We start from the raw sequence: 19,673 nt of genomic DNA, 5'->3' as shown, positions 1-19,673 counted from the left end.
GTCACGACCGTCCCTACTCCTCAGCGGCGCTGGTCATTGAGCGGCGGTGGGCAGGGTGATCATGAAGGTTGCCCCGAGGCTGGAACCTGGGCTCGTGGCGGTGATGCTGCCGCCGTGGGCGTCGACGATGGCTTTGCTGATGGTCAGGCCGATGCCTGAGCCGGTGCGGTCCCGGGTGCGGGCCGCGTCTCCCCGGTAGAAGCGTTCGAAGGCGTGTTCGATCTGCTCGGGTGTCATGCCTTCGCCGTTGTCGGTGACGGTGATCGTGACCTCCGCCCCCTCGCAGTGGGCCGCGACAGTGACGGTGCCTCCGCGTGGGGTCGCCCGGAGGGCGTTGGTCAGGAGGTTGGTGAGGACCTGCCCGATGCGCTGTCGGTCGACGTTCACGTGGAGGCCCGCTCCGCTAGTGGGGTCGATGACGAGGTTGACGCCCTGGGCGGCGTAGCGGTCTCGCATTCCTTCGTGGGCGGCCCAGAGCAGGTCGGCAACACGGTGGTCCTGCGGGTCGAGGGCGAGGCGGCCCTCCTCGGCTGTGGAGACCTCGTCGATGTCGTCGGCCAGCCGAGCGAGTCGCTCGGTCTGCTCGGCCAGAGCGGCGCGGGAGTCGGGCCCGAGGGAGGCGATGCCGTCGTGCAGGCCTTCGTGGTAGGCGCTCAGGGTGGCGATCGGGGTCCGCAGCTCGTGCGCGAGGTCGGAGAGCATCCGCCGGCGGGTGTCCTCAACGCCCTCGAGCCGGGCGGCCATGGTGTTGAACGCGGTTGCGAGGGTCTCGAGCTCGGTGCCGGATCCGACCAATGGGACCCTCGTGGCGTAGTGCCCTCTGCTGAGCTCTCGGGCGGCGTGGGTGACTTGGTCCAGGGGGCGTCGCAGGCGTCGGGTGAGGAACCAGGACACTGCCGTGGCGGCCAGCAGGGAGATGACCAGCCCGACGCCGACGGAGATGAGGGAGGCGTCCAGGTAGGCCATCTCGATGTGGGCCAGCTCGGGTGAGTTCGGCTGGTGGCCGGCTTGGAGAAGGTGGTCGTGGAAGATCGGGGGGCCGATGAGGGTGGCGACCAGTCCGGCGGTGAGGGCGCCGGCGACCAGGACGATGGACTGCCCGGCCAGCAGTCGGGACGCGAGGCCGCGGGACGAGCGGGCGCCGGACGAGCGGCCGCGGAACGAGCGGGGTCCGGACGGGGTGTTCATCCTTTGCCCATCCGATAGCCGATGCCGCGCACGGTGCTGATGTAGCGGGCCGTGTCTGGGTCGTCGCCGAGCTTTCGTCGGAGGTGAGCGATGTGGACGTCGACCAGGTGTTCGTCGCCGACCCAGTCGTCACCCCAGATCGCGTCGATCAGCTGGCGGCGGGAGAAGGCCATCGTGGGCCGCTGCGCCAGGGTCATCAGCAGGTCTCTTTCCGTGGGTGTCAGCGCCACCGGGTCACCGGCGAGGTGGACCTGTTGGCCGGCCGAGTCCACGTGGAGAGCCCCGAACACCCACACTGGCTCCTGACGATGAAGACGCGGGGTGCCGGTGCGGGGTCGGCGCAGGACGGTCTGGACTCGCGCGACGAGCTCGCGGACGCTGAAGGGTTTGGTGAGGTAGTCGTCGGCGCCGACGGACAGGCCGATGAGGGTGTCGACCTCGTCCTTGCGGGCGGTGACGACGATGACGTAGCAGTCGGTGAAGGTGCGGATCTGGCGACACACCTCGATGCCGTCGAGTCCGGGCAGCCCGAGGTCGAGTATCACCACGTCGGGCCCCTCGGCACGGACGGCCTCGACACCCTCGGGTCCGGTGTGCACGACCCTCGCCTGGTATCCGGCGCGGGACAGGTAGGCGGCAATTATCCCCGCGAGAGTTTTCTCGTCCTCGATGACGAGGACCTTCGCGACCGGGGCCGGAGTTGGGGTGCTCACGCCCGACAGTTTCCCTCAGCCGACGCTCACGCGAGACGGCACCACGGGGCGCCTGCTCGCGATCTTCGTCAAACCTCAACCCAGCCACGACCCGGTCATGACGTCCGGGGCCGAGGCTTGATCGTGTTGGCATTCTTGGGCACGACCGGAGTCAACGGAAGGAGTCGACTCATGATGTGGGGCAACGGCTTCGGCATGGGGTGGGGGATGTGGCTGGTCATGGGGGTGGCACGCTCGCGTTCTGGCTCGTCGTCGTCCTGGCCATCCGGGCGCTGCTTCCCGGACGTGACCGGACGAACCCTGCCGGTGACCGTCCGGACCCGTTGACCTTGCTCAAGGAGGGCTTGGCCCGCGGTGAGGTCACCCCGGAGGAGTACGAGCAGCGGCGCCGTCTGATCGTCGACGGCCACTGACTCTGTCTGCTCGACCCGACCCGGAAAGGCATCAATGTCCTCGCCCCTGCTCTCCCGCCGTAACGTGCTGCTCGGCACTCTCGGGGTCGCGACGACCGCGACGCTGGCCGCCTGCACGTCTTCCGGCGGCTCGACCGGTATGCCGTCCCGAGCGTTCGGCGCCCCGGCCCCGGTCTCTGCCACCCCGGGTCAGAAACTGGTTGAGAAGACCCTCACAGCCAAACCGGTGACCCTTGACCTGGGCGGACGGCAGGTGTCGACCTGGGCGTACGGAGACGCCGCACCCGGACCCTCGTGCGCGCTACAGCGGGCGACTTCCTGCGGATCACGCTGGACAACCAGCTGCCTGCGGACACCACCATCCACTGGCACGGCATCCGACTGCGCAACGCCGCCGACGGGGTCCCCGGTCTCACCCAGGACCCGGTCAAGCCGGGCGCCAAGTACGTGTACGAGTTCACGGTCCCCGACCCCGGCACCTACTTCTTCCACCCGCATGTCGGCGTCCAGCTCGACCGGGGCCTGTACGCACCGATGGTGGTCGACGACCCGAACGAGCCCGGCGGATACGACGCCGAGTGGATCGTCGTCCTCGACGACTGGATCGACGGCACCGGCACCACCCCCGACGCCGTGCTCAAGAAGCTCATCGCCGACGGCGGCACCGCATCCTCGGGCGGCATGGGCGGGATGGACCATGGGTCGATGGGTGGGATGTCGATGGGCTCCGGGCCGTGGGGCGACGCCGGCGATGTCACCTACCCGTTCTTCCTGATCAACGGCAGACCGCCGACCGATCCCGAGGTCCTGACCGCCAAACCTAGCCAGAAGGTCCGCCTGCGGATCATCAACGCGGCCTCCGACACGATCTTCACCGTCGCGTTGGGCGGGCACCGGATGACCATCACGCACACCGACGGGCATGCGGTCCAGCCGAGCGAGGTCGACGCCTTCTACATCGGGATGGGCGAACGCTACGACGCGGTCGTCACCCTCAAAGACGGGGCGTTCCCGCTGGTGGCCAGGCCGTTCGGCAAGGCCAGCGGCGGCCAGGCCATGGCCCTGGTCCGCACCGGGGGCGGCGGCGCACCCGGTGCGGATGTCACCCCACCCGAGTTCGCCGGGCAGGTGCTGATCGGTTCCCAACTGCAGCCGGCCGAATCCGCGAAGCTGCCCACCAAGGCACCGGATGCGACCGTCGACCTGAATCTCCAGGGCTCGATGAAGCCCTACCGGTGGGGCATCAACGGGGCCCCGTTCGGCAAGAACGAGCCCTCACCGTCACGGCCGGGCAACGGCTGCGGATCAACGCCGTCAACATGACGATGATGACCCACCCGCTGCACCTGCACGGCCACACGTTCGCGCTGCCGTCGGGTCTACGCAAGGACACCGTCCTGATGGCACCGATGCAGTCCTTCGCGATCGACCTCGACGCCGACAACGCCGGCGACTGGATGATCCACTGCCACAACATCTACCACGCCGAGGCCGGCATGATGATCGCCCTGGAGTACACCAAGTGACGATCCCACTCCGGCGGACCACGGCTGCTGCCACCGCCATCCTTGGCCTCGCCGTTCTCGCTGCGTGCACCTCGACCCCCACCACGGCTCCAAAGCTCACCGCCACGACGACCACGCCCTCCACCACGTCGCCGACAACCTTCGCGACACCTGCCGAGGTGCAGCAGCCGGTGGCGATCACCCACATCCATGCCGTCGCCCGTGACCCCAAAACGGACGAGCTGTTACTGGCCACCCACGAGGGGCTCTTCCGTCAGGTCGACGGTGAGCTGCGCCAAAACGGGCCGATCATCGACCTGATGAGCTTCGCCGTCGGCCCCGACGGCACCTACTACGCCTCCGGACACCCTGGGGTCGGCGTCGACCTGCCCCAGCCGGTTGGCCTCCTCACCTCAACCGACGCCGGCCGCACCTGGCAGGTCGCCTCCCGAGGCGGAGAGTCGGACTTCCACGCCCTCGCCGTCGGGCCCAAGAGCGTGACCGGATTCGACGGCGCCTTGCGCACCTCGACCGATCGGCGAACCTGGACGACCCACTCCATCGCTGCCCCGCCCCGGGCGCTGGCTGCCGCCCCCACCTCCGGGACGCTCCTGGCGACGACGAGTGCCGGCCTGCTCATCAGCGGTGATGACGGCGGTTCCTGGCGAAAGCTCGCCTCGCCGGAGGCCGCACTCTTGGTCGCATGGGCCGACGAACGGACCATCGTCACCGCCACCACTGGTGGGCACTTGGCGACCAGCAACGACGCCGGTGCCACGTGGACCCTTCATCCCAAGAGCATCGGCGCTGCCGAGGCGCTGTTCGCCCAGCACGGCACCGACGGCCAGCTCGAGATCATCGTCGTGGTCGATGGAAAGGTCCTGCGCATCACCGAGGCGGGCGAAACCGCCGAAACCCTCGTCTCCTGAGGCGGCGGGATCTTGACCCACCCTTCATCCAGCCGCAGCCCCACCGGCACAACGCTCGACGAGCCTGGAGTCAGCAGGGCAAGCCGCCCCCGGGACCACCCCCTCAAGGAGACCGACGATGGACAACCAGCACTCACCCTCCAGCGACTACGCACCGTTCACGCACCCCACCCAGGCACCCACACCCGAGGCACCGACCCCTGGTCACGGTCACGGCCACGGCCATGGCTGGATGATGTGGCTCATGTGCCTGCCCATGCTCGTGGTCGTCGGCGTGCTCATCGCCACCGGCGCCCTCGGCGCCGGCGGCCTGCTCTACGCCCTGGGCTGCCTAGCCATGATGGGCGCCATGATCCTGTGGATGAACCACGGCAACACCAACGGAACCCCTTCCTGACGAGCAGTCCCACGGTCAATGGCCTAGCTAGCGAATTTCTCCCACGCCTGCCTCGACGCGGCAGATCGTTGAGCATCCACCACGTCCCAGCACCCGCGACCGGGAAACCTCAGATACCCTCCTGGGGTATGCTTGATGGATCGTCAACCGAGAAGGATCACAATGAGCAGCACGCGGACGTTCGCGCTTACCGGGACGTTTTGCGGCACCGCGAACGAGCCAGCCGCCAACAAGTCGCCCAGCATCTTGCGGTGGATGCCCGACGCGCACCTGATCATGCGATCCCCAAACAGGCTCGAAGCTAAGGGTTTCCCTCGAGACACCAACGCCTTGACAGCCTCAGCGGTCTTTATCCCCGGAGGGTCAGCCGCCCTCACCCACCCCTTGTCGGCACGGGCACCGGCACACCCTCTCTCGGAGGAGGATCAGCCGTGACGGACCACCGCCATCACCACCATCCAGCCGCGACCGGACAGGTCGTCACGGATCCCGTGTGCGGTATGCAGGTCGACCCCGCGACCGCGTTGACATTCGAGCACGAGGGCGTGCAGTATCACTTCTGCTCCACACATTGCCGCGACCGGTTCCAGGCCGATCCCGCCGCCTACACCAGGTCCACCTCCAGGCAGGCCGAGCCCGCCACGACGTCACCCGACGGCGACGGTGGTGCTCAAGCCAGCGAGTGGACCTGCCCCATGCATCCGGAGATCCGCCGCCCCGGTCCCGGGTCGTGCCCCATCTGCGGGATGGCCCTGGAACCGGTGACCGTCACCGCCGACACCGGACCCAGCCCCGAGCTGGCCGACATGACCCGCCGGTTCTGGATCGCCACCGCGCTGACGATCCCGATCGTCATCCTCGAGATGGGCCGCCACTTCATCCCATGGCTGCACAACCTCATCCCGGCCCGCGCCTCGGTATGGCTGCAGCTGGTGCTCGGCACGCCCGTCGTGGTCTGGGCCGGGTGGCCGTTCTTCGTCCGCGGCTGGGCCTCGGCCCGCACCCGCAACCTCAACATGTTCACCCTGATCGCGATGGGCACCGGAATCGCCTGGCTGTTCAGCGTGATCGCAACCCTGGCGCCCGGCATCTTCCCCGACGCCTTCCGCGGCGACGCGGGAACCGTCGACGTCTACTTTGAAGCCGCCGCCGTCATCACCACCTTGGTCCTGCTGGGGCAGGTCCTGGAGCTGCGTGCCCGCGAGCAGACCTCCGGCGCCATCAAAGCCCTGCTCGATCTCAGCCCCAAGACCGCCCGCCGCATCACCGCAGACGGTGACGACGAAGAGATCTCCCTCGACACCGTCCAGCTCGGTGACCGCCTCCGGGTCCGCCCCGGAGAGGCGGTACCGGTCGACGGAACCGTGGAGGATGGCCGCTCCGCCGTCGATGAGTCCCTCGTGACTGGTGAGTCGATGCCGGTCACCAAGACCGGCGGCGACACCGTCATCGGCGGCACGATCAACGGCAGCGGCGCCCTGGTCATGCGCGCCGACAAGGTCGGACGCGACACTATGCTCGCCCGCATCGTTGCCATGGTCGCCGATGCCCAACGCTCCCGCGCCCCGATCCAGCGGATGGCCGACAAGGTGGCCGGCATCTTCGTGCCTGCCGTCATCGGCATCGCCGTGGTCGCGTTCATCGTTTGGGCCCTGGTCGGGCCGGACCCGAAGCTCGCCCACGCCCTCATCGTCGCCGTGGCGGTCCTGATCATCGCCTGCCCCTGCGCGCTCGGGCTGGCCACCCCCATGTCGATCATGGTCGGTGTCGGTCGCGGCGCCGGCCTGGGCGTCCTGATCAAGAACGCCGAAGCCCTCGAACGCATGGAGAAGGTGGACACCCTCGTCGTCGACAAGACCGGCACACTCACCGAAGGCCGACCCACCGTCACCGGCATTGTCACCACCGGCAGCGACCGCGATGACAACGAACTGCTGCGCATCGCCGCCGGCGTCGAACGCGCCTCCGAGCACCCCCTCGCCATGGCCATCGTCGAAGCCACCACCCACCGAGGCCTGCCCATCCCGGACGTGACCGACTTCGACTCGCCTGTCGGGCGCGGCGTCCTGGGGACCGTCGACGGCCACCGGGTGACGATCGGAAGCGCGACGTTCCTCGACTCCGAGGGCATCGACACCAGCACCCTTGCCGGCCGCGCGGACGAGCTCCGCGGCGACGGTGCGACCGTCATCCACATCGGAATCGACAACCACTCCGCCGGGATGTTCGCGATCGCCGACCCCATCAAGGCAACCACCCCGGCCGCCCTGAAGGCTCTACGCGCGGACGGCATCGACGTCGTCATGCTCACCGGCGACAACCGGGTCACCGCCCAGGCAGTCGCCAAGACGCTCGGCATCGACCACGTCGAGGCCGAAGTGCTGCCCGACCACAAGAGTGACATCGTCACCAAGCTTCGAGGCGAAGGTCATGTCGTCGCGATGGCCGGCGACGGCGTGAACGACGCGCCAGCCCTGGCCTCCGCCGACGTCGGCATCGCCATGGGATCAGGGACCGACGTCGCCATGGAAAGCGCCGGCATCACCCTCCTCAAGGGCGACCTCACCGGGATCGTGCGCGCCCGGCTTCTCTCCGAGAAGACCATGGCCAACATCCGGCAGAACCTGTTCTTCGCCTTCATCTACAACGCCCTTGGCATTCCCATCGCCGCCGGCGTCCTCTACCCCGTCTTCGGACTCCTACTCTCCCCAATCATCGCCGCCGCCGCCATGGCCCTCTCCAGCGTCAGCGTCATTGCCAACGCCCTACGACTGCGCGCTCAAACCATCGGAGGTGGGTGATGACGATCGACGTCGAGCTGCTCGTCGTCCCGGACTGCGCCAGCGAGGCAGCCGCGGTGCGACTGACCACGGCTGCCGTGAGCCAGTGCGGGACAGACGCGCGAGTACGTCGCTCCATCATCGTCAGCGATGAGCAAGCCCGGCAACGGGGATTCACCGGGTCCCCGACAATCCTCATCAACGGTGCCGACCCCTTCGCCGTCCAAGGAGCAGCGCCCGCTCTGGCCTGTCGGCTCTACCCGACCGCGGTCGGGCTGCGTGGTGTACCCGAACTCCGGAACTTGATACAAGCGCTCCAGCGAGCGGCCGGGTGACGGCCTCAGCAGCCGATCACGGCGGCGATGTCGCGACGGGCGGCCCACAACATACGGGTTGATGTACAGCCGTGCACGTCCCGAATATGTGGCCTTGGCCGTTATGTGGCGGGGTTCTGTCGCCGCTTCGTGAGTTCCCTGATGATCGGGCGAATCGTCCCGTGGGTCGATCCCCAACTGACACAGCCTCGTTCGCACGCTTAGCGACTCCGGGCTGCGTAAAACCACTTCAGTCCTCGCTGTATAGTTCAGCGCATGCTGACCATTGCTTCTCGCCTGGACGTGATGAACCGGTTGGGCCGCGCGCTGGCCGACCCGACCAGGTCCCGGATCATCCTGACGCTGCTCGACCGGCCGGCCTACCCGGCAGAGCTGGCCCGCGATCTGGACCTCACACGCTCCAACGTGTCCAATCATCTGGCGTGCCTGCGCGACTGCGGCATCGTTGCTGCCGAACCCGAGGGCCGCAAGACGCGCTACGAGATCGCCGATCCCCACCTGACGCAGGCGCTGACCGCCCTGGTTGACGTCACCCTCGCGGTTGACGAGAACGCCCCGTGCATCGATCCTGCCTGCTCGGTGCACGGATGCGACGCAGCAGAGGCGGGCGCGTGATCCTGGCTGCGGTCCTGCAGGCAATCGGCCTGTTCATCGCGACCAACATCGACGACATCATCGTGCTCTCCTTGTTCTTCGCCCGCGGCGCGGGCCAACGCGGGACGACCACCCGCATCTTGGTCGGCCAGTACGTGGGGTTCGCCTGCATCCTCGGTGCCGCTGTGCTGGTGACTATCGGAGCCGGAGCATTCCTGCCCTCAGCAGCTATCCCGTACTTCGGGCTCATCCCCCTGGCCCTCGGTCTCTGGGCTGCATGGCAAGCCTGGCGCGGAGACGATGACGACGATGACGCCAAGGTCACGGGCACGAAGGTCAGCGCGTGGACCGTCGCAGGAGTCACCTTCGCCAACGGCGGAGACAACATCGGCGTCTATGTCCCCGTCTTCCTCAGCGTGGAACCCATCGCAGTGGTCGCCTACTGCCTCGTCTTCCTCGCGCTCGTCGCGGTCCTGGTCGTAGTCGCCAAGTTCGTTGCCACCCGGCCGCCGATCGCTGAAGTCCTCGAGCGCTGGGAACACATCCTGTTCCCCATCGTCCTGATCGGCCTCGGCATCGTCATCCTCGTCAGCGGAGGAGCGTTCGGTCTCTGACGGAGCCAAAGCGAACGAGAGAGGTCGCCAGGCTCGACGCTCCGGTATAGGGATCCCTGTGCGGGTTCATGCTGCGCAGCAGGAGAGTTTGGTGATGTCGGTGGTGAAGGTTTGGGCGGTGAGTTTGAGGCCTTCGGCCATGGTCAGGTAGGGGCTCCAGAGGTTGGCGACCTGGTCGGTGGTCATGCCGGCCTCGAGGATGTAGACGCCGGCGGCGGCGAGGTCACCGGCGTCCTGGGCGAGGGCGGTGATGCCGATGATGCGGCCGGTGTCGGCGTCGGTGACGATCTTGATGAGCCCGCGGGTGTCACGGTTGACGATGGCGCGCGGGACGTGCGCCAGGGGCAGGACGCGGCTGTCGCAGCGGATCCCGGCAGTGCGGGCCTGCTGGTCGGTCATTCCGACGGAGGCCAGGGCGGGGCTGGTGAACACGACCCGGGGCAGGTGGCGGTAGTCGACCTCCCGGCCGGCTCCGGTGAGGGCGTTGTCGGCGACCAGGGCGCCGTGGGCCGCGGCGACGTACACGAACTGCGGGTGGGCGGTGACGTCACCCGCGGCCCAGATCCGCGGGTTCGTGGTGCGCAGGTGGCTGTCGATGATGACCTCGCCGCGCTTGCCGGCGCGCACGCCGATGGTGTCGAGGCCGAGCGTGCCGGTGACCGGGCGGCGGCCGGTGGCAACGAGGAGCTCGGCCGCGCGGAGCTCGTGTGAGCCGTCGGCGGTGGTGGCGGTGACCGTGACCTCGCCGGTGGCCGGGTCGCGGCGCACCGCGGTGGGCACCGCGCCGCGGATGATCTCGATGCCTTCGTCGGCGAGGATTTCTTCCAGGGCGGTGGCGGCCTCGGGTTCCTCGTGGGAGGCCAGCCGTGAGCGGACGAGCATGGTGACCTGGGCACCGAGGCGGGAGAAGAGCTGGGCCTGCTCCATGGCGACGTAGCCGCCGCCGATGACCAGCAGCGACTCCGGGACGTGGTCCAGCTCCATCGCGGTCGTCGAGGTCAGATAACCGGCCTCCTGCAGGCCGGGGACCGGCGGCGCCCAGGGCGTGGAGCCGGTAGCGATGAGGTGGTGCGCGGCCCGGACGGTTTCCGCCGTGCCGTCCGGGCCGGTCACGCGGAGTGCCGGCTCAGTCGGTGTGCCGACGAAGGTGGCCTCGCCGGGGTGGAGGGCCCACCCGTACTCGGCGGCCAGGGCCGCGTACTTCTCGCTGCGCAGCGATCCGACGAGCTTGTCCTTGCCGGCGACCATGGCGGGCATGTCGACCGGTGGGGCGTCGGGGAGTGGCAGACCGGGGAACCGGGCGGCGTCGAGTGTGACGTGGCGGGCCTCGGCGGCCGCGAGCAGGGCTTTGGAGGGCACACACCCGGTGTTCACGCAGGTACCGCCGATGGTGCCGCGCTCGATCATCACCACCCGCTTGCCCAGGGTGGTGGCGCGGATCGCGGCCGCGAACGCCGCCCCACCGGACCCGATCACTGCCAGGTCATACGACCTGCCCTTGTCCGTTGCCGTCATAAGTCCTCCCTTGTTGCCGCGCCTCAGGACCAGGATCGACCTTCCAGTGCACTGGAAGGTCAAGGCAGAATGAGTGGCATGCGGATCGGTGAGGTGGCTCAGGCGTCGGGCACGACAGCTAAGACCCTGCGGTACTACGAGGACGTCGGACTCCTCCCCGACCCCGACCGCAGCCCGGCGGGGTACCGGGACTACGGCCCCGAGGTGCTCGACCGGCTGCACTTCATCCGCCGGGGCCAAGCCGCCGGGCTGACCCTGGCCCAGATCGGCCAGGTGCTGGCCATCCGAGACCGGGGCCAGGCCCCCTGCCAGCACGTCACCGACCTGCTCGACACCCGCCTCGCGGTCATCGACCGGCAGCTCGCCGAGCTCGCGCAGCTACGCACCACGATCGCCATCCTGCGCGAGCACGCCACCACCGGCGACCCGGCCACATGCTCCCCCGAGGACGTCTGCCGCTACCTGTGACCCGCGAAGGTCACCGGCCCGTGGCACCATCGCGACATGGCCGATGACACCCAGCAACGATGCTCGTGCTGCGGCCGCCAGCGGCCACGAAGGTCGCTCCACGCACTCGGGAGCGAACCGGCCTACATCTGCCGAAGGTGCGCGCTCTGGGTCGCCCTTCACATCGCTCGCGACTGAACGACTCCGCCCGCAACGCGGGCACGCCGCCGGCCGCGGCGAACATCGTCGGATGGTGCGCGAAGGAACCAAAGGGCGCGAATGACGACCAATCATCACGCCGCCAGCGCGATCGCGGGCGCCCGTTGCCGCACTCCTCATCCGACGGTCTGAGCTCCACCGCCTGGCAGCGGTCCGAAGCCTGGAGAGGGCATCGGAGCCGGACGGGACCCCTAACGCTCAGTGGTCCGCCCTCGCAGCGGTTGCGGTCGGTCCAGTTGTCCGTCCCGTAGGAGGAACCCGTTGCGGAGGCGGTGCAGGTCATCGGCGGAAACCCACGCCCGAATGTTCGCAAGACCGCCCGAGAAGGGTTGTCCGGTGACGGTGCGTCATGTGGGACGGCCTGTCGTCCCGTAAACGAACGATTCCGCTACAGCGATGACGAGGGTGCGTTGCCCTGTCCAGGATGCTTGACGCTTCGCGGCTCTCAACCCACGGCGTTTGTAGCGGAACTCAGTGCCGGATTCTATGGCTCGATACTTCCAGTGCTGGATGAGTATCGCTACAGTCAGTACCGTGGGGCATCTGCTGGGTTATGCGCGTGTGTCGACGACTGATCAGGACGCTGCGCTGCAGGTCGATGCGCTGACTGCCGCGGGGTGTTACCGGGTCTTCGTCGACACGATCTCTGGCTCCCTGGATCACCGTCCCGAGCTGACGAAGCTGATGGACCAGTTGCGCCCGGGGGACACGCTGGTGGTGTGGCGGCTGGACCGGTTGGGTCGCTCGATCCGGCATCTTATCGACCAGCTGCAGATCTTGTCCGAGCAGGGCGTGGGGTTCCGCTCCTTGCAGGAGACGATCGACACGACCTCCTCGGGCGGGCGGCTGGTGTTCCACGTCTTCGCCGCGCTGGCCGAGTTCGAACGTGACCTGATCCGTGAGCGCACCAACGCAGGACTGGCCGCCGCCCGGGCCCGTGGCCGCAAAGGCGGGCGACCGCCCGCACTGTCGCCGGACCAGGTCAAGGCGGCCCGTCGGATGTATGAGCAGAATGAGATGACGGTGGCGAAGATCGGTGCGGTCCTGGGCGTCAGCCGCGCCACCATCTACCGCGCGCTCAACCGCCAAAGTGTCCCAGTGGTCGAACCACGACAGTCGAGAAGCGCCGTGTAGGTCATGGACGCGGCCGGGCGCTGGCAGATCCTCAGGCTTCACGTCGAGGACCAGATCCCGCTCGCCGCCCTGGCCCGGGACACCGGTGTCGGGCTGCGCACCCTGGAGCGCTGGCACGCCCGCTACCGCACCGAGGGGTACACGGGCCTCGGTACGCGAAGACGCGCTGATGCCGGCAGCCATCACCTGCCCTCCGAGCTCGTGTCCTTGATCGAGGGGCTGGCATTGAGCAAGCCCCGCCCGACGATCATCACCATCCACCGCAAGATCAGCGCCATCTGCGAGGAGGGGGATGGCCGGCGCCCTCCTATGGCGTGGTGCGCGCGATCATCGCCGACCTCGACCCGGGCATGGTCACCCTTGCCCTGGAAGGGCCGACGTCGTATCGCGACAAGTACGAACTGGCGCTGCGACGGCAGGCCGAGCACCCCAATGCGATGTGGCAGGCCGACCACACGATGCTCGACATCCTCGTGGTGGGCACCGACGGCAAGCCTGCCCGGCCATGGCTGACCACGATCATCGATGACCACTCCCGGGCGATCTGCGGTTACACCGTCTTCCTCGGCGCGCCCTCGGCGATGAACACCGCCTTGGCGCTGCGCCAGGCGATCTGGCACAAGGCCGTCCTCTCCTGGCCGATGTGCGGCCTGCCCGATGTGCTCTACGTCGATCACGGCAGCGACTTCATCAGCAACCAACTCACCGGCACAGCCGTGGACCTGCATATCCGGCTCATCCACTCTGCTGTCGCTCGTCCTCAGGGTCGCGGCAAGGTGGAGAGGATCTTCGGGACCGTGAACACCGAGCTGCTGGCTGGTCTGCCTGGGTACATCGCCGAGGGCCACCCTGGCCAACGCCAAAGCTGTCCCTGGCTGAGCTCGACGCTGCGCTGGAGGAGTTCGTGATCACCTACAACGACCGGACTCACAGCGAGCTCGGCACCTCCGCGCGCGCTGCCTGGATCGCCGATGGCTGGCTACCGCGCATGCCGGAGAGCCTGGAGGACCTCGACGGGCTGCTGCTCACCGTCGCCCAGACCAGGGTGGTGCGCCGCGATGGCATCCACTTCCAGGGCCTGCGCTACATCTCCCCGACCCTGGCTGGCTATGTCGGCCGGGCGGTCGTGATCCGTTACGACCCCAGGGACATCACCGAGATCCGCGTGTTCGACCACGAGGAGTTCGTCTGTAAGGCCATCAACCAGGACCACCACGACCAGAAGGTCAGCCTCAAGGAGGTCCAGGCCTCCCGCAACGCCCGGCGCCGGGCGTTGCGGGAGGGCATCAACGAGCGGATCGCCGTCGTGGCCACCCACACCACCGAAACGCCACCAGCGACCGAGGCGCCGCCACCGGCGCCACGGCGGAAGTTGAAGGTTTACAGAGAGGACCTAAGGTGAGTCAGCGCTTCATCGTGACCAAAGAACACCGCCGCTTCACCGAGTTCGCCGACGCCGTGCGGCGCGGGCACACCATCGGCCTGTGCTTTGGCCCAGCCGGCGTGGGCAAGACGCTCTCCGCGCGCCGCTACGCCCGCTGGGACAAGGTCCACGACCTGCTGACCTACTGGGGACCGCGCTCCGACAGTGACGCGCAGGTCTACGCTGCGCTGGCCAAGAGCCGCACCGTGCTCTACACCCCCAGCGTGCTGACCACGCCACGAGCCTTGAAGGACGAACTCGACCAGGTCATCACCCGCACCAACATCTGCATCGAGCAGCACCTCGCGCCGGCCGGGCAGGTCACGCCAGAGACGCGCGGATGGCGCCACAGCAGGAACTACGTGGAGCTGGTCATCGTCGATGAGTCCGAACGCCTCCGCCCCACCGCAATGGAACTGCTGCGCGATCGCTACGACCGAGAAAACCTTGCCCTCATCCTGATCGGCATGCCCGGTCTGGAGAAGCAGTTCAGCCACTATCCCCAGTTCTACAGCCGCGTCGGCTTCGCCCACCAGTACCGGCCCCTGGGCAAGGAGGAACTGCTCTTCGTCCTGCAACGGCATTGGCGCGCCCTCGGTAAGATCCTCGACCCAGAGGACTTCACCGACGCCCAAGCCATCGCCGCCATCGCCCGGATCACCCGAGGTAACTTCCGGCTTCTGGAACGACTCTTCCCCCAGATCGAGCGCGTCCTGAAGATCAACGAACTCGACACCATCACCAACGACGTCATCGAAGCCGCCGCCAGCACTCTCGTCATCGGCGTCAGTTGACCGGGGCCCGCCACATATCACCTACAGAACCCCGCCATTTAACGGCGCAAGCCACACGAATAGGCCGTCCGGCCTCCATTGCCGGTGAGGTGCCTCTTGCGGGACACGTTCGACCATCCACCGCGAGAGACGTGTCCCGTCCCGTCCGTCCCTCACTGAGGACGGGCTGCACTCTTCAGGCTCTCACCAGGCAAGTCAGCTCTGACTCGCTTCCTCTGGTGCAGATAACACGGGTGCCACACCCGTTATGCCCGTCCGGGGCGCTGGTGTTGTCGCTCCAGGCGGCGCCGAAGCTGCACGCCTGACCGGTTCGGCATCCACGCTGGTAGCCGGGAGTGTTCGGTTCGCTGGAAAGCGTCTTCAACGCGTTCAGCTTCGCCAGCATCGCCTTGGCGTCGGGCGTAGTCACTGACGGCACCGACGAGGCGCTCGGGGTCGCGATGACGTTGCCAACGTGCGACTTCAACGCGTTGATGGCCCCGAGCGCCAGAATGGCGACCAGGATGACGGAAGCTACGTCCCAGTTGCCGGAGTTGCGGCGGTTCCTACTCATACGGTCACGGTGCGACGTCTGCCCGCTGACGCCAGCGCCCGTCCATCTCGCAGCGCTCAGGCCGGACGTGGAGGCGTGGTCGCTGCGTTCGAACTTGTCCCGCCCTAGCCGGCACGGTCCGGGCCAGGGTGCGACATGATGACGCCCATGCCGTCACCGTCGCCTGCAGCAACCGCCGTCACCATCTATGACGTTCTGGATCAGATCCGGGCGTCAGCGACGTCGGAGTACGACAAGGGTGACCGGTTTGAGCGGTTGATGGTGACGTTCCTGCGGACGGACCCGACGTACGCCGACCAGTTCACCGAGGTGTGGCGGTGGAAGGACTGGCCTGGCCGGGACGGGAAGGTCGATACCGGGATCGACCTGGTTGCAGTGGACCGCCTGACCGGTGGGAACGTGGCGATCCAGTGCAAGTTCTACGCGCAGAATCACCACGTCTCCAAGGCTGACCTGGATGGGTTCCTGGCGGCCTCCGGGACGGCGCAGTTCACGCGGCGGATCATCGTGTCGACCGGTGCCGACTGGGGATCGAACGCCGAAGCGGTGATGCACAACCAGACCATCCCGGTGACCCGGATCGGGATGGCCGAGTTGGCCAGTTCCAGCGTTGACTGGTCGGTGTATGAGATCTCCACCCCGGAGACGATGCCGACCCTGGGTAAGAACACGGTCCGTCCCTATCAGCGCAAAGCGATCGACGACGTGCTGGCCGGGTTCGAGGAGCACGACCGGGGCAAGCTCATCATGGCGTGCGGCACCGGCAAGACGTACACCTCGCTGCGCCTGGCGGAGGAGCTTGTCGGTGCTGGCGGGCGGGTGTTGTTCTTGGTGCCGTCGATTTCGCTGCTGTCGCAGACGGTCCCGGCGTGGGCGAACAACGCGCAGGTGCCGCTGCGGATGCTCGGGGTGTGCTCGGACCCCAAAGCGTCCAAGGCGACCGCCAGCACCGAGGACATTTCGTCAGTGGACATGCCGCTGCCGGCCACCACCAACGTCGACCTGGTGTCTTCCCGGTTGCAGGACGCTGCGACTGAGCCGGACCGGATGACGGTGGTGTTCTCCACCTACCAGTCGATCCAGGTGGTCTCCGAGGCGATCAAGGCCAGCGAGCTGGGCGGGTTCGACCTGATCGTGTGCGACGAAGCGCACCGCACCACCGGTGTCACGTTGGCCGGGGTGGATGAGTCAGCGTTCGTGAAGGTCCACGACAACACGTTCCTGCCCGCTTCTAAGCGGCTCTACATGACGGCGACGCCGCGGATATTCGGGGAAGCCTCCAAGGGCAAGGCGAAACTCAAAGATGCCGTGCTGGCCTCGATGGACGATGAGGCACTGTTCGGGCCGGAGCTGCACCGGCTCGGGTTCGGTGAAGCGGTCAGCAAGAACCTGCTGACCGACTACCGGGTGCTGATCCTGACCGTGGACGAACGGTACGTCTCGGGCAACTTCCAGAGCGAGCTCGCCGAAGACGGTGAGATCCAGTTGTCCGACGCCGCCAAGATCATCGGCTGCTGGAACGGCCTGGCCAAGCACTTCGACACGATGCCGACCGAGCCGCTGGCACCGATGCAGCGTGCGGTGGCGTTCCTGCCCAACATCAAGACCAGCAAGGCGATCGCGTCGGCGTTCCCGGCCGTGGTGGAACGCCACATCGAAACCATCGAACGCCCCACCGCCGAGGATGACGACTTCGAGGATGACTTCGAGGAGTCTGCTGACGGCTCGACTAGCCGGGGTTACGCCGGCGACGAACCGTCGCGTGACCTGCGGGTCGAGTGCGAGCACGTCGATGGCACGTTCAACGCGCTGGAGCGCAACGAGCGCTTGGAATGGTTGAAGGCCCCTGCGACCGAGGGGGTCTGCCGGGTGCTGACCAACGCCCGGTGCCTGTCCGAAGGGGTCGACGTGCCAGCCCTGGATGCGGTGATGTTCCTGACGCCGCGCGGCTCCGAGGTGGACATCGTGCAGTCGGTGGGTCGGGTGATGCGCCGGGCACCGGGCAAGGACTACGGCTACATCATCTTGCCGGTGGCCGTCCCGGCCGGGGAGGCCCCCGAGAAGGCGTTGGCGGATAACAAGCGGTACTCGGTGATCTGGCAGGTGCTGAACGCGCTGCGGTCGCATGATGACCGGTTCAACGCCGAGATCAACAAGATCGACCTGAACAAGAAGAAGACCTCCCCCGGATCGGGTTCGGCGGCATCGACAAGGACGGCAACACCACCGACGGGTCCGCCACCCAGGAAGGGTTGGACCTGGACTTCGGTGAATGGCGGGATGCGATCTACGCCAAGATCGTGCAGAAGGTCGGCGACCGCAAATACTGGGAGAACTGGGCCGGTGACGTCGCCGTCATCGCCCAGCAACTGATTGAACGCCTCACCGGCCTGCTGGGTGATGAGTCGAACACGGCTGAATCAAACACGGCTGCAGCACAGTTCGATGACTTCCTCGAAGGATTGCGCGGCAACCTCAACGACAGCATCACCCGTGACGACGCGATCGAGATGCTGGCGCAGCACCTCATCACCCGCCCCATCTTCCAGTCACTGTTCGGTAGCTACGACTTCGCCAAGTCCAACCCGGTCGCGCAGATCATGGAGCGGATGCTGGCCGTTCTTGACGAGCACGCCCTGGACACCGAAACCGCGAGCCTGGAGCAGTTCTACGAGTCGGTGGCGTTGCGCGTGGACGACATCGACAACACCGAGGGCCGGCAGCGCATCCTGGTGGAGCTGTACGACAACTTCTTCGCCAAAGCCTTCAAGAAGATGGTCGACAAGAACGGCATGGTCTACACCCCCATCGAGATCGTCGACTTCATTCTGCGCTCGGCTGATGATTTGCTGCGCGAGCACTTCGATCAGGGCCTGACTTCTGAGGGCGTGCACATCCTGGACGGGTTCACCGGCACCGGAACGTTCATCGTGCGGCTGCTGCAACTGGGCTTGATCGAACGTGAAGACCTGATCCGTAAGTATCGCAACGAGATTCACGCCAACGAGTTGTTGTTGCTGGCGTACTACATCGCCGCGGTCAACATCGAGTCGGCGTATCTGGACGCCCGCCGCGAGACAGCGCAGGTGCCGGATGACGTCGAGTACGAACCGTTCCCGGGCCTGGTGCTCACTGACACGTTCCAGTCCTATGAGGACGGCGACACCCTCGATGAGAGCGTGTTCGTCACCAACAACGACCGCATCGTCAAACAACGCGCCCTGCCGATCACCGTCATCATCGGCAACCCGCCCTACTCATCCGGGCAGGACTCCGCCAACGACGACAACGCCAACGAGTCTTACCCCGGCCTGGACGCCTCCATCCGCGACACCTACGCCGCTTTGTCTACTGCCACCAACAAGAACTCGCTGTACGACAGCTACATCCGGGCATTCCGCTGGGCCACGCTGCGACTGGGCGACCGCGGCGTCATCGCGTTCGTCACCAACGGGGGATGGATCGACTCCAACACCGCCGACGGCATGCGCAAAACGCTCGGCACCGAGTTCAGCGACATCTACGTCTACAACCTGCGCGGCAACGCTCGAACCGCCGGAGATCAGCGCCAAAGGGAAGGCGGTGGTGTCTTCTCTGCTGGCTCGCGGGCGACCGTCGCGGTGACCGTGCTGGTGCGCGACCCCGAACGTTCCGGCGTGGCTCGTATTCACTACACCGACGTCGGCGACTACCTAACCCGAGAGGCCAAGCTGGCAGCCGTGGCGGACGCAGGCTCCGTGGTCGAACTCTCTGCCGTCGAGGTCATTCCGAACGAGTTCGGTGACTGGATCAACCAGCGCCGAGACGACTTCGGGCGGTTTATGCCGATCGGCGACAAGGTCTCCCGCCCGACGGTTTTCGGCTCGTACGCAGCAGGCGTCAAGACCAAACGAGATGCCTGGGTGTGGAACTTCGGCCAAAGGAGTCTCATCCGAAATGTGGAGCATACGATCAGGGCTTTCAACGCTGGGCTGAGTTCTTCCTCCGTTGCGTCCAGCCCAGCGGACTTGAGTTGGTCCCGCAAACTTCGTACCCGTCACGAGCAGGATCGTCCGCTCGCCGTAGACATCGAGGCGGTACAGGTGGGGGCTATAGGCCATTCACGAAGGAGCTGATCTAC

18 protein-coding genes and 2 pseudogenes are annotated in these 19,673 nt (G+C 67.0%); 16 read left to right on the top strand and 4 right to left on the bottom strand.

Translation table 11 applies throughout. The features are described from left to right. Positions 1-33: 33 nt before the first annotated feature. Together ACFQBT_RS11120 and ACFQBT_RS11115 are read right to left on the bottom strand one after the other, a co-directional pair. A complete protein-coding gene (locus tag ACFQBT_RS11120; RefSeq protein ID WP_377822708.1) occupies positions 34-1,188 on the bottom strand; it encodes a sensor histidine kinase in 1,155 nt (384 codons plus the stop codon). Further along, a complete protein-coding gene (locus tag ACFQBT_RS11115) occupies positions 1,185-1,910 on the bottom strand; it encodes a response regulator transcription factor (protein WP_377825457.1) in 726 nt (241 codons plus the stop codon). The genes ACFQBT_RS11120 and ACFQBT_RS11115 overlap by 4 nt, the downstream gene beginning before the upstream one ends. A gap of 200 nt (positions 1,911-2,110) precedes the next feature. On the opposite strand from ACFQBT_RS11115, the gene ACFQBT_RS11110 reads away from it, so the two are divergent. The 8 genes and pseudogenes from ACFQBT_RS11110 to ACFQBT_RS11075 all read left to right on the top strand — a co-directional run bounded on the left by ACFQBT_RS11110 (position 2,111) and on the right by ACFQBT_RS11075 (position 9,468). Then, a complete protein-coding gene (locus ACFQBT_RS11110) occupies positions 2,111-2,314 on the top strand; it encodes an SHOCT domain-containing protein (RefSeq protein ID WP_377822706.1) in 204 nt (67 codons plus the stop codon). 34 nt (positions 2,315-2,348) lie between these two features. Beyond that, positions 2,349-3,840: pseudogene (locus tag ACFQBT_RS11105) on the top strand (multicopper oxidase family protein). Then, positions 3,837-4,748, top strand: a complete 912-nt coding sequence (locus ACFQBT_RS11100) for a F510_1955 family glycosylhydrolase (RefSeq protein WP_377822704.1) — start codon at positions 3,837-3,839, stop codon at positions 4,746-4,748. The pseudogene ACFQBT_RS11105 and the gene ACFQBT_RS11100 overlap by 4 nt, the downstream one beginning before the upstream one ends. A gap of 118 nt (positions 4,749-4,866) precedes the next feature. Next, on the top strand, positions 4,867-5,145 hold the full coding sequence (locus tag ACFQBT_RS11095; protein ID WP_377822702.1) for a hypothetical protein: 279 nt from the start codon (positions 4,867-4,869) through the stop codon (positions 5,143-5,145). 500 nt (positions 5,146-5,645) lie between these two features. Then, on the top strand, positions 5,646-7,946 hold the full coding sequence (locus ACFQBT_RS11090; RefSeq protein ID WP_377825455.1) for a heavy metal translocating P-type ATPase: 2,301 nt from the start codon (positions 5,646-5,648) through the stop codon (positions 7,944-7,946). Next, entirely contained in the window at positions 7,946-8,260 is a 315-nt protein-coding gene (locus tag ACFQBT_RS11085) for a DsbA family protein (protein ID WP_377822700.1), read from the top strand. Before ACFQBT_RS11090 ends, ACFQBT_RS11085 begins: the two co-directional genes overlap by 1 nt. A 255-nt stretch (positions 8,261-8,515) precedes the next feature. Further along, a complete protein-coding gene (cmtR, locus tag ACFQBT_RS11080) occupies positions 8,516-8,875 on the top strand; it encodes a Cd(II)/Pb(II)-sensing metalloregulatory transcriptional regulator CmtR (RefSeq protein WP_028708027.1) in 360 nt (119 codons plus the stop codon). Further along, on the top strand, positions 8,872-9,468 hold the full coding sequence (locus ACFQBT_RS11075; protein ID WP_030153505.1) for a cadmium resistance transporter: 597 nt from the start codon (positions 8,872-8,874) through the stop codon (positions 9,466-9,468). Before cmtR ends, ACFQBT_RS11075 begins: the two co-directional genes overlap by 4 nt. A 66-nt stretch (positions 9,469-9,534) precedes the next feature. On the opposite strand, the gene merA is transcribed toward ACFQBT_RS11075, so the two are convergent. After that, positions 9,535-10,983 (bottom strand): mercury(II) reductase, encoded by a 1,449-nt coding sequence (gene merA, locus ACFQBT_RS11070; protein WP_030153508.1) that lies wholly within the window; start codon positions 10,981-10,983, stop codon positions 9,535-9,537. 78 nt (positions 10,984-11,061) lie between these two features. On the opposite strand from merA, the gene ACFQBT_RS11065 reads away from it, so the two are divergent. The 6 genes and pseudogenes from ACFQBT_RS11065 to ACFQBT_RS11040 all read left to right on the top strand — a co-directional run bounded on the left by ACFQBT_RS11065 (position 11,062) and on the right by ACFQBT_RS11040 (position 15,000). After that, a complete protein-coding gene (locus ACFQBT_RS11065) occupies positions 11,062-11,451 on the top strand; it encodes a heavy metal-responsive transcriptional regulator (RefSeq protein ID WP_028708020.1) in 390 nt (129 codons plus the stop codon). A 732-nt stretch (positions 11,452-12,183) separates the two neighbouring features. Continuing rightward, complete coding sequence (locus ACFQBT_RS11060) at positions 12,184-12,783, top strand: recombinase family protein (RefSeq protein ID WP_111251521.1); 600 nt, start codon at positions 12,184-12,186, stop codon at positions 12,781-12,783. Between the two features lie 3 nt (positions 12,784-12,786). After that, positions 12,787-12,873: pseudogene (locus ACFQBT_RS11055) on the top strand (hypothetical protein); the annotation flags it as partial. Between the two features lie 227 nt (positions 12,874-13,100). Then, the gene (locus ACFQBT_RS11050) at positions 13,101-13,691 is read left to right on the top strand and encodes a DDE-type integrase/transposase/recombinase (RefSeq protein WP_377822697.1); all 591 of its coding nucleotides are present in this window, start codon (positions 13,101-13,103) and stop codon (positions 13,689-13,691) included. Next, positions 13,688-14,185 (top strand): Mu transposase C-terminal domain-containing protein, encoded by a 498-nt coding sequence (locus tag ACFQBT_RS11045; RefSeq protein WP_377822695.1) that lies wholly within the window; start codon positions 13,688-13,690, stop codon positions 14,183-14,185. The genes ACFQBT_RS11050 and ACFQBT_RS11045 overlap by 4 nt, the downstream gene beginning before the upstream one ends. Next, on the top strand, positions 14,182-15,000 hold the full coding sequence (locus ACFQBT_RS11040) for an AAA family ATPase (RefSeq protein ID WP_048544689.1): 819 nt from the start codon (positions 14,182-14,184) through the stop codon (positions 14,998-15,000). The genes ACFQBT_RS11045 and ACFQBT_RS11040 overlap by 4 nt, the downstream gene beginning before the upstream one ends. 175 nt (positions 15,001-15,175) lie before the next feature. Here the strand turns inward: ACFQBT_RS11040 and ACFQBT_RS11035 are convergent, their stop codons facing one another. Beyond that, positions 15,176-15,553, bottom strand: a complete 378-nt coding sequence (locus tag ACFQBT_RS11035) for a hypothetical protein (RefSeq protein WP_377822693.1) — start codon at positions 15,551-15,553, stop codon at positions 15,176-15,178. 147 nt (positions 15,554-15,700) lie between these two features. Between ACFQBT_RS11035 and ACFQBT_RS11030 the strand changes: the two genes are divergently transcribed. Together ACFQBT_RS11030 and ACFQBT_RS11025 are read left to right on the top strand one after the other, a co-directional pair. Beyond that, positions 15,701-17,926 carry a restriction endonuclease gene (locus ACFQBT_RS11030; protein WP_377822691.1) on the top strand — a complete coding sequence of 742 codons (2,226 nt, stop codon included), beginning with the start codon at positions 15,701-15,703 and terminating at the stop codon, positions 17,924-17,926. Next, positions 17,812-19,668, top strand: a complete 1,857-nt coding sequence (locus ACFQBT_RS11025; RefSeq protein WP_377825452.1) for a type ISP restriction/modification enzyme — start codon at positions 17,812-17,814, stop codon at positions 19,666-19,668. Before ACFQBT_RS11030 ends, ACFQBT_RS11025 begins: the two co-directional genes overlap by 115 nt. The last annotated feature ends 5 nt before the right edge of the window (positions 19,669-19,673 follow it).

It is taken from the genome of Branchiibius cervicis, assembly GCF_042661605.1.
GTDB classification, from domain to species: Bacteria; Actinomycetota; Actinomycetes; order Actinomycetales; family Dermatophilaceae; genus Branchiibius; species Branchiibius cervicis.
This window is presented reverse-complemented; position numbering and strand designations above follow the sequence as displayed.

Coding starts and splice junctions, on each gene's coding strand:
- ACFQBT_RS11120 (WP_377822708.1), bottom strand. CDS start 1,188: ATGAACACCCCGTCCGGACCCCGCTCGTTCCGCGGCCGCTCGTCCGGC.
- ACFQBT_RS11095 (WP_377822702.1), top strand. CDS start 4,867: ATGGACAACCAGCACTCACCCTCCAGCGACTACGCACCGTTCACGCAC.
- ACFQBT_RS11090 (WP_377825455.1), top strand. CDS start 5,646: ATGCAGGTCGACCCCGCGACCGCGTTGACATTCGAGCACGAGGGCGTG.
- ACFQBT_RS11085 (WP_377822700.1), top strand. CDS start 7,946: ATGACGATCGACGTCGAGCTGCTCGTCGTCCCGGACTGCGCCAGCGAG.
- cmtR (WP_028708027.1), top strand. CDS start 8,516: ATGCTGACCATTGCTTCTCGCCTGGACGTGATGAACCGGTTGGGCCGC.
- merA (WP_030153508.1), bottom strand. CDS start 10,983: ATGACGGCAACGGACAAGGGCAGGTCGTATGACCTGGCAGTGATCGGG.
- ACFQBT_RS11065 (WP_028708020.1), top strand. CDS start 11,062: ATGCGGATCGGTGAGGTGGCTCAGGCGTCGGGCACGACAGCTAAGACC.
- ACFQBT_RS11035 (WP_377822693.1), bottom strand. CDS start 15,553: ATGAGTAGGAACCGCCGCAACTCCGGCAACTGGGACGTAGCTTCCGTC.
- ACFQBT_RS11030 (WP_377822691.1), top strand. CDS start 15,701: ATGCCGTCACCGTCGCCTGCAGCAACCGCCGTCACCATCTATGACGTT.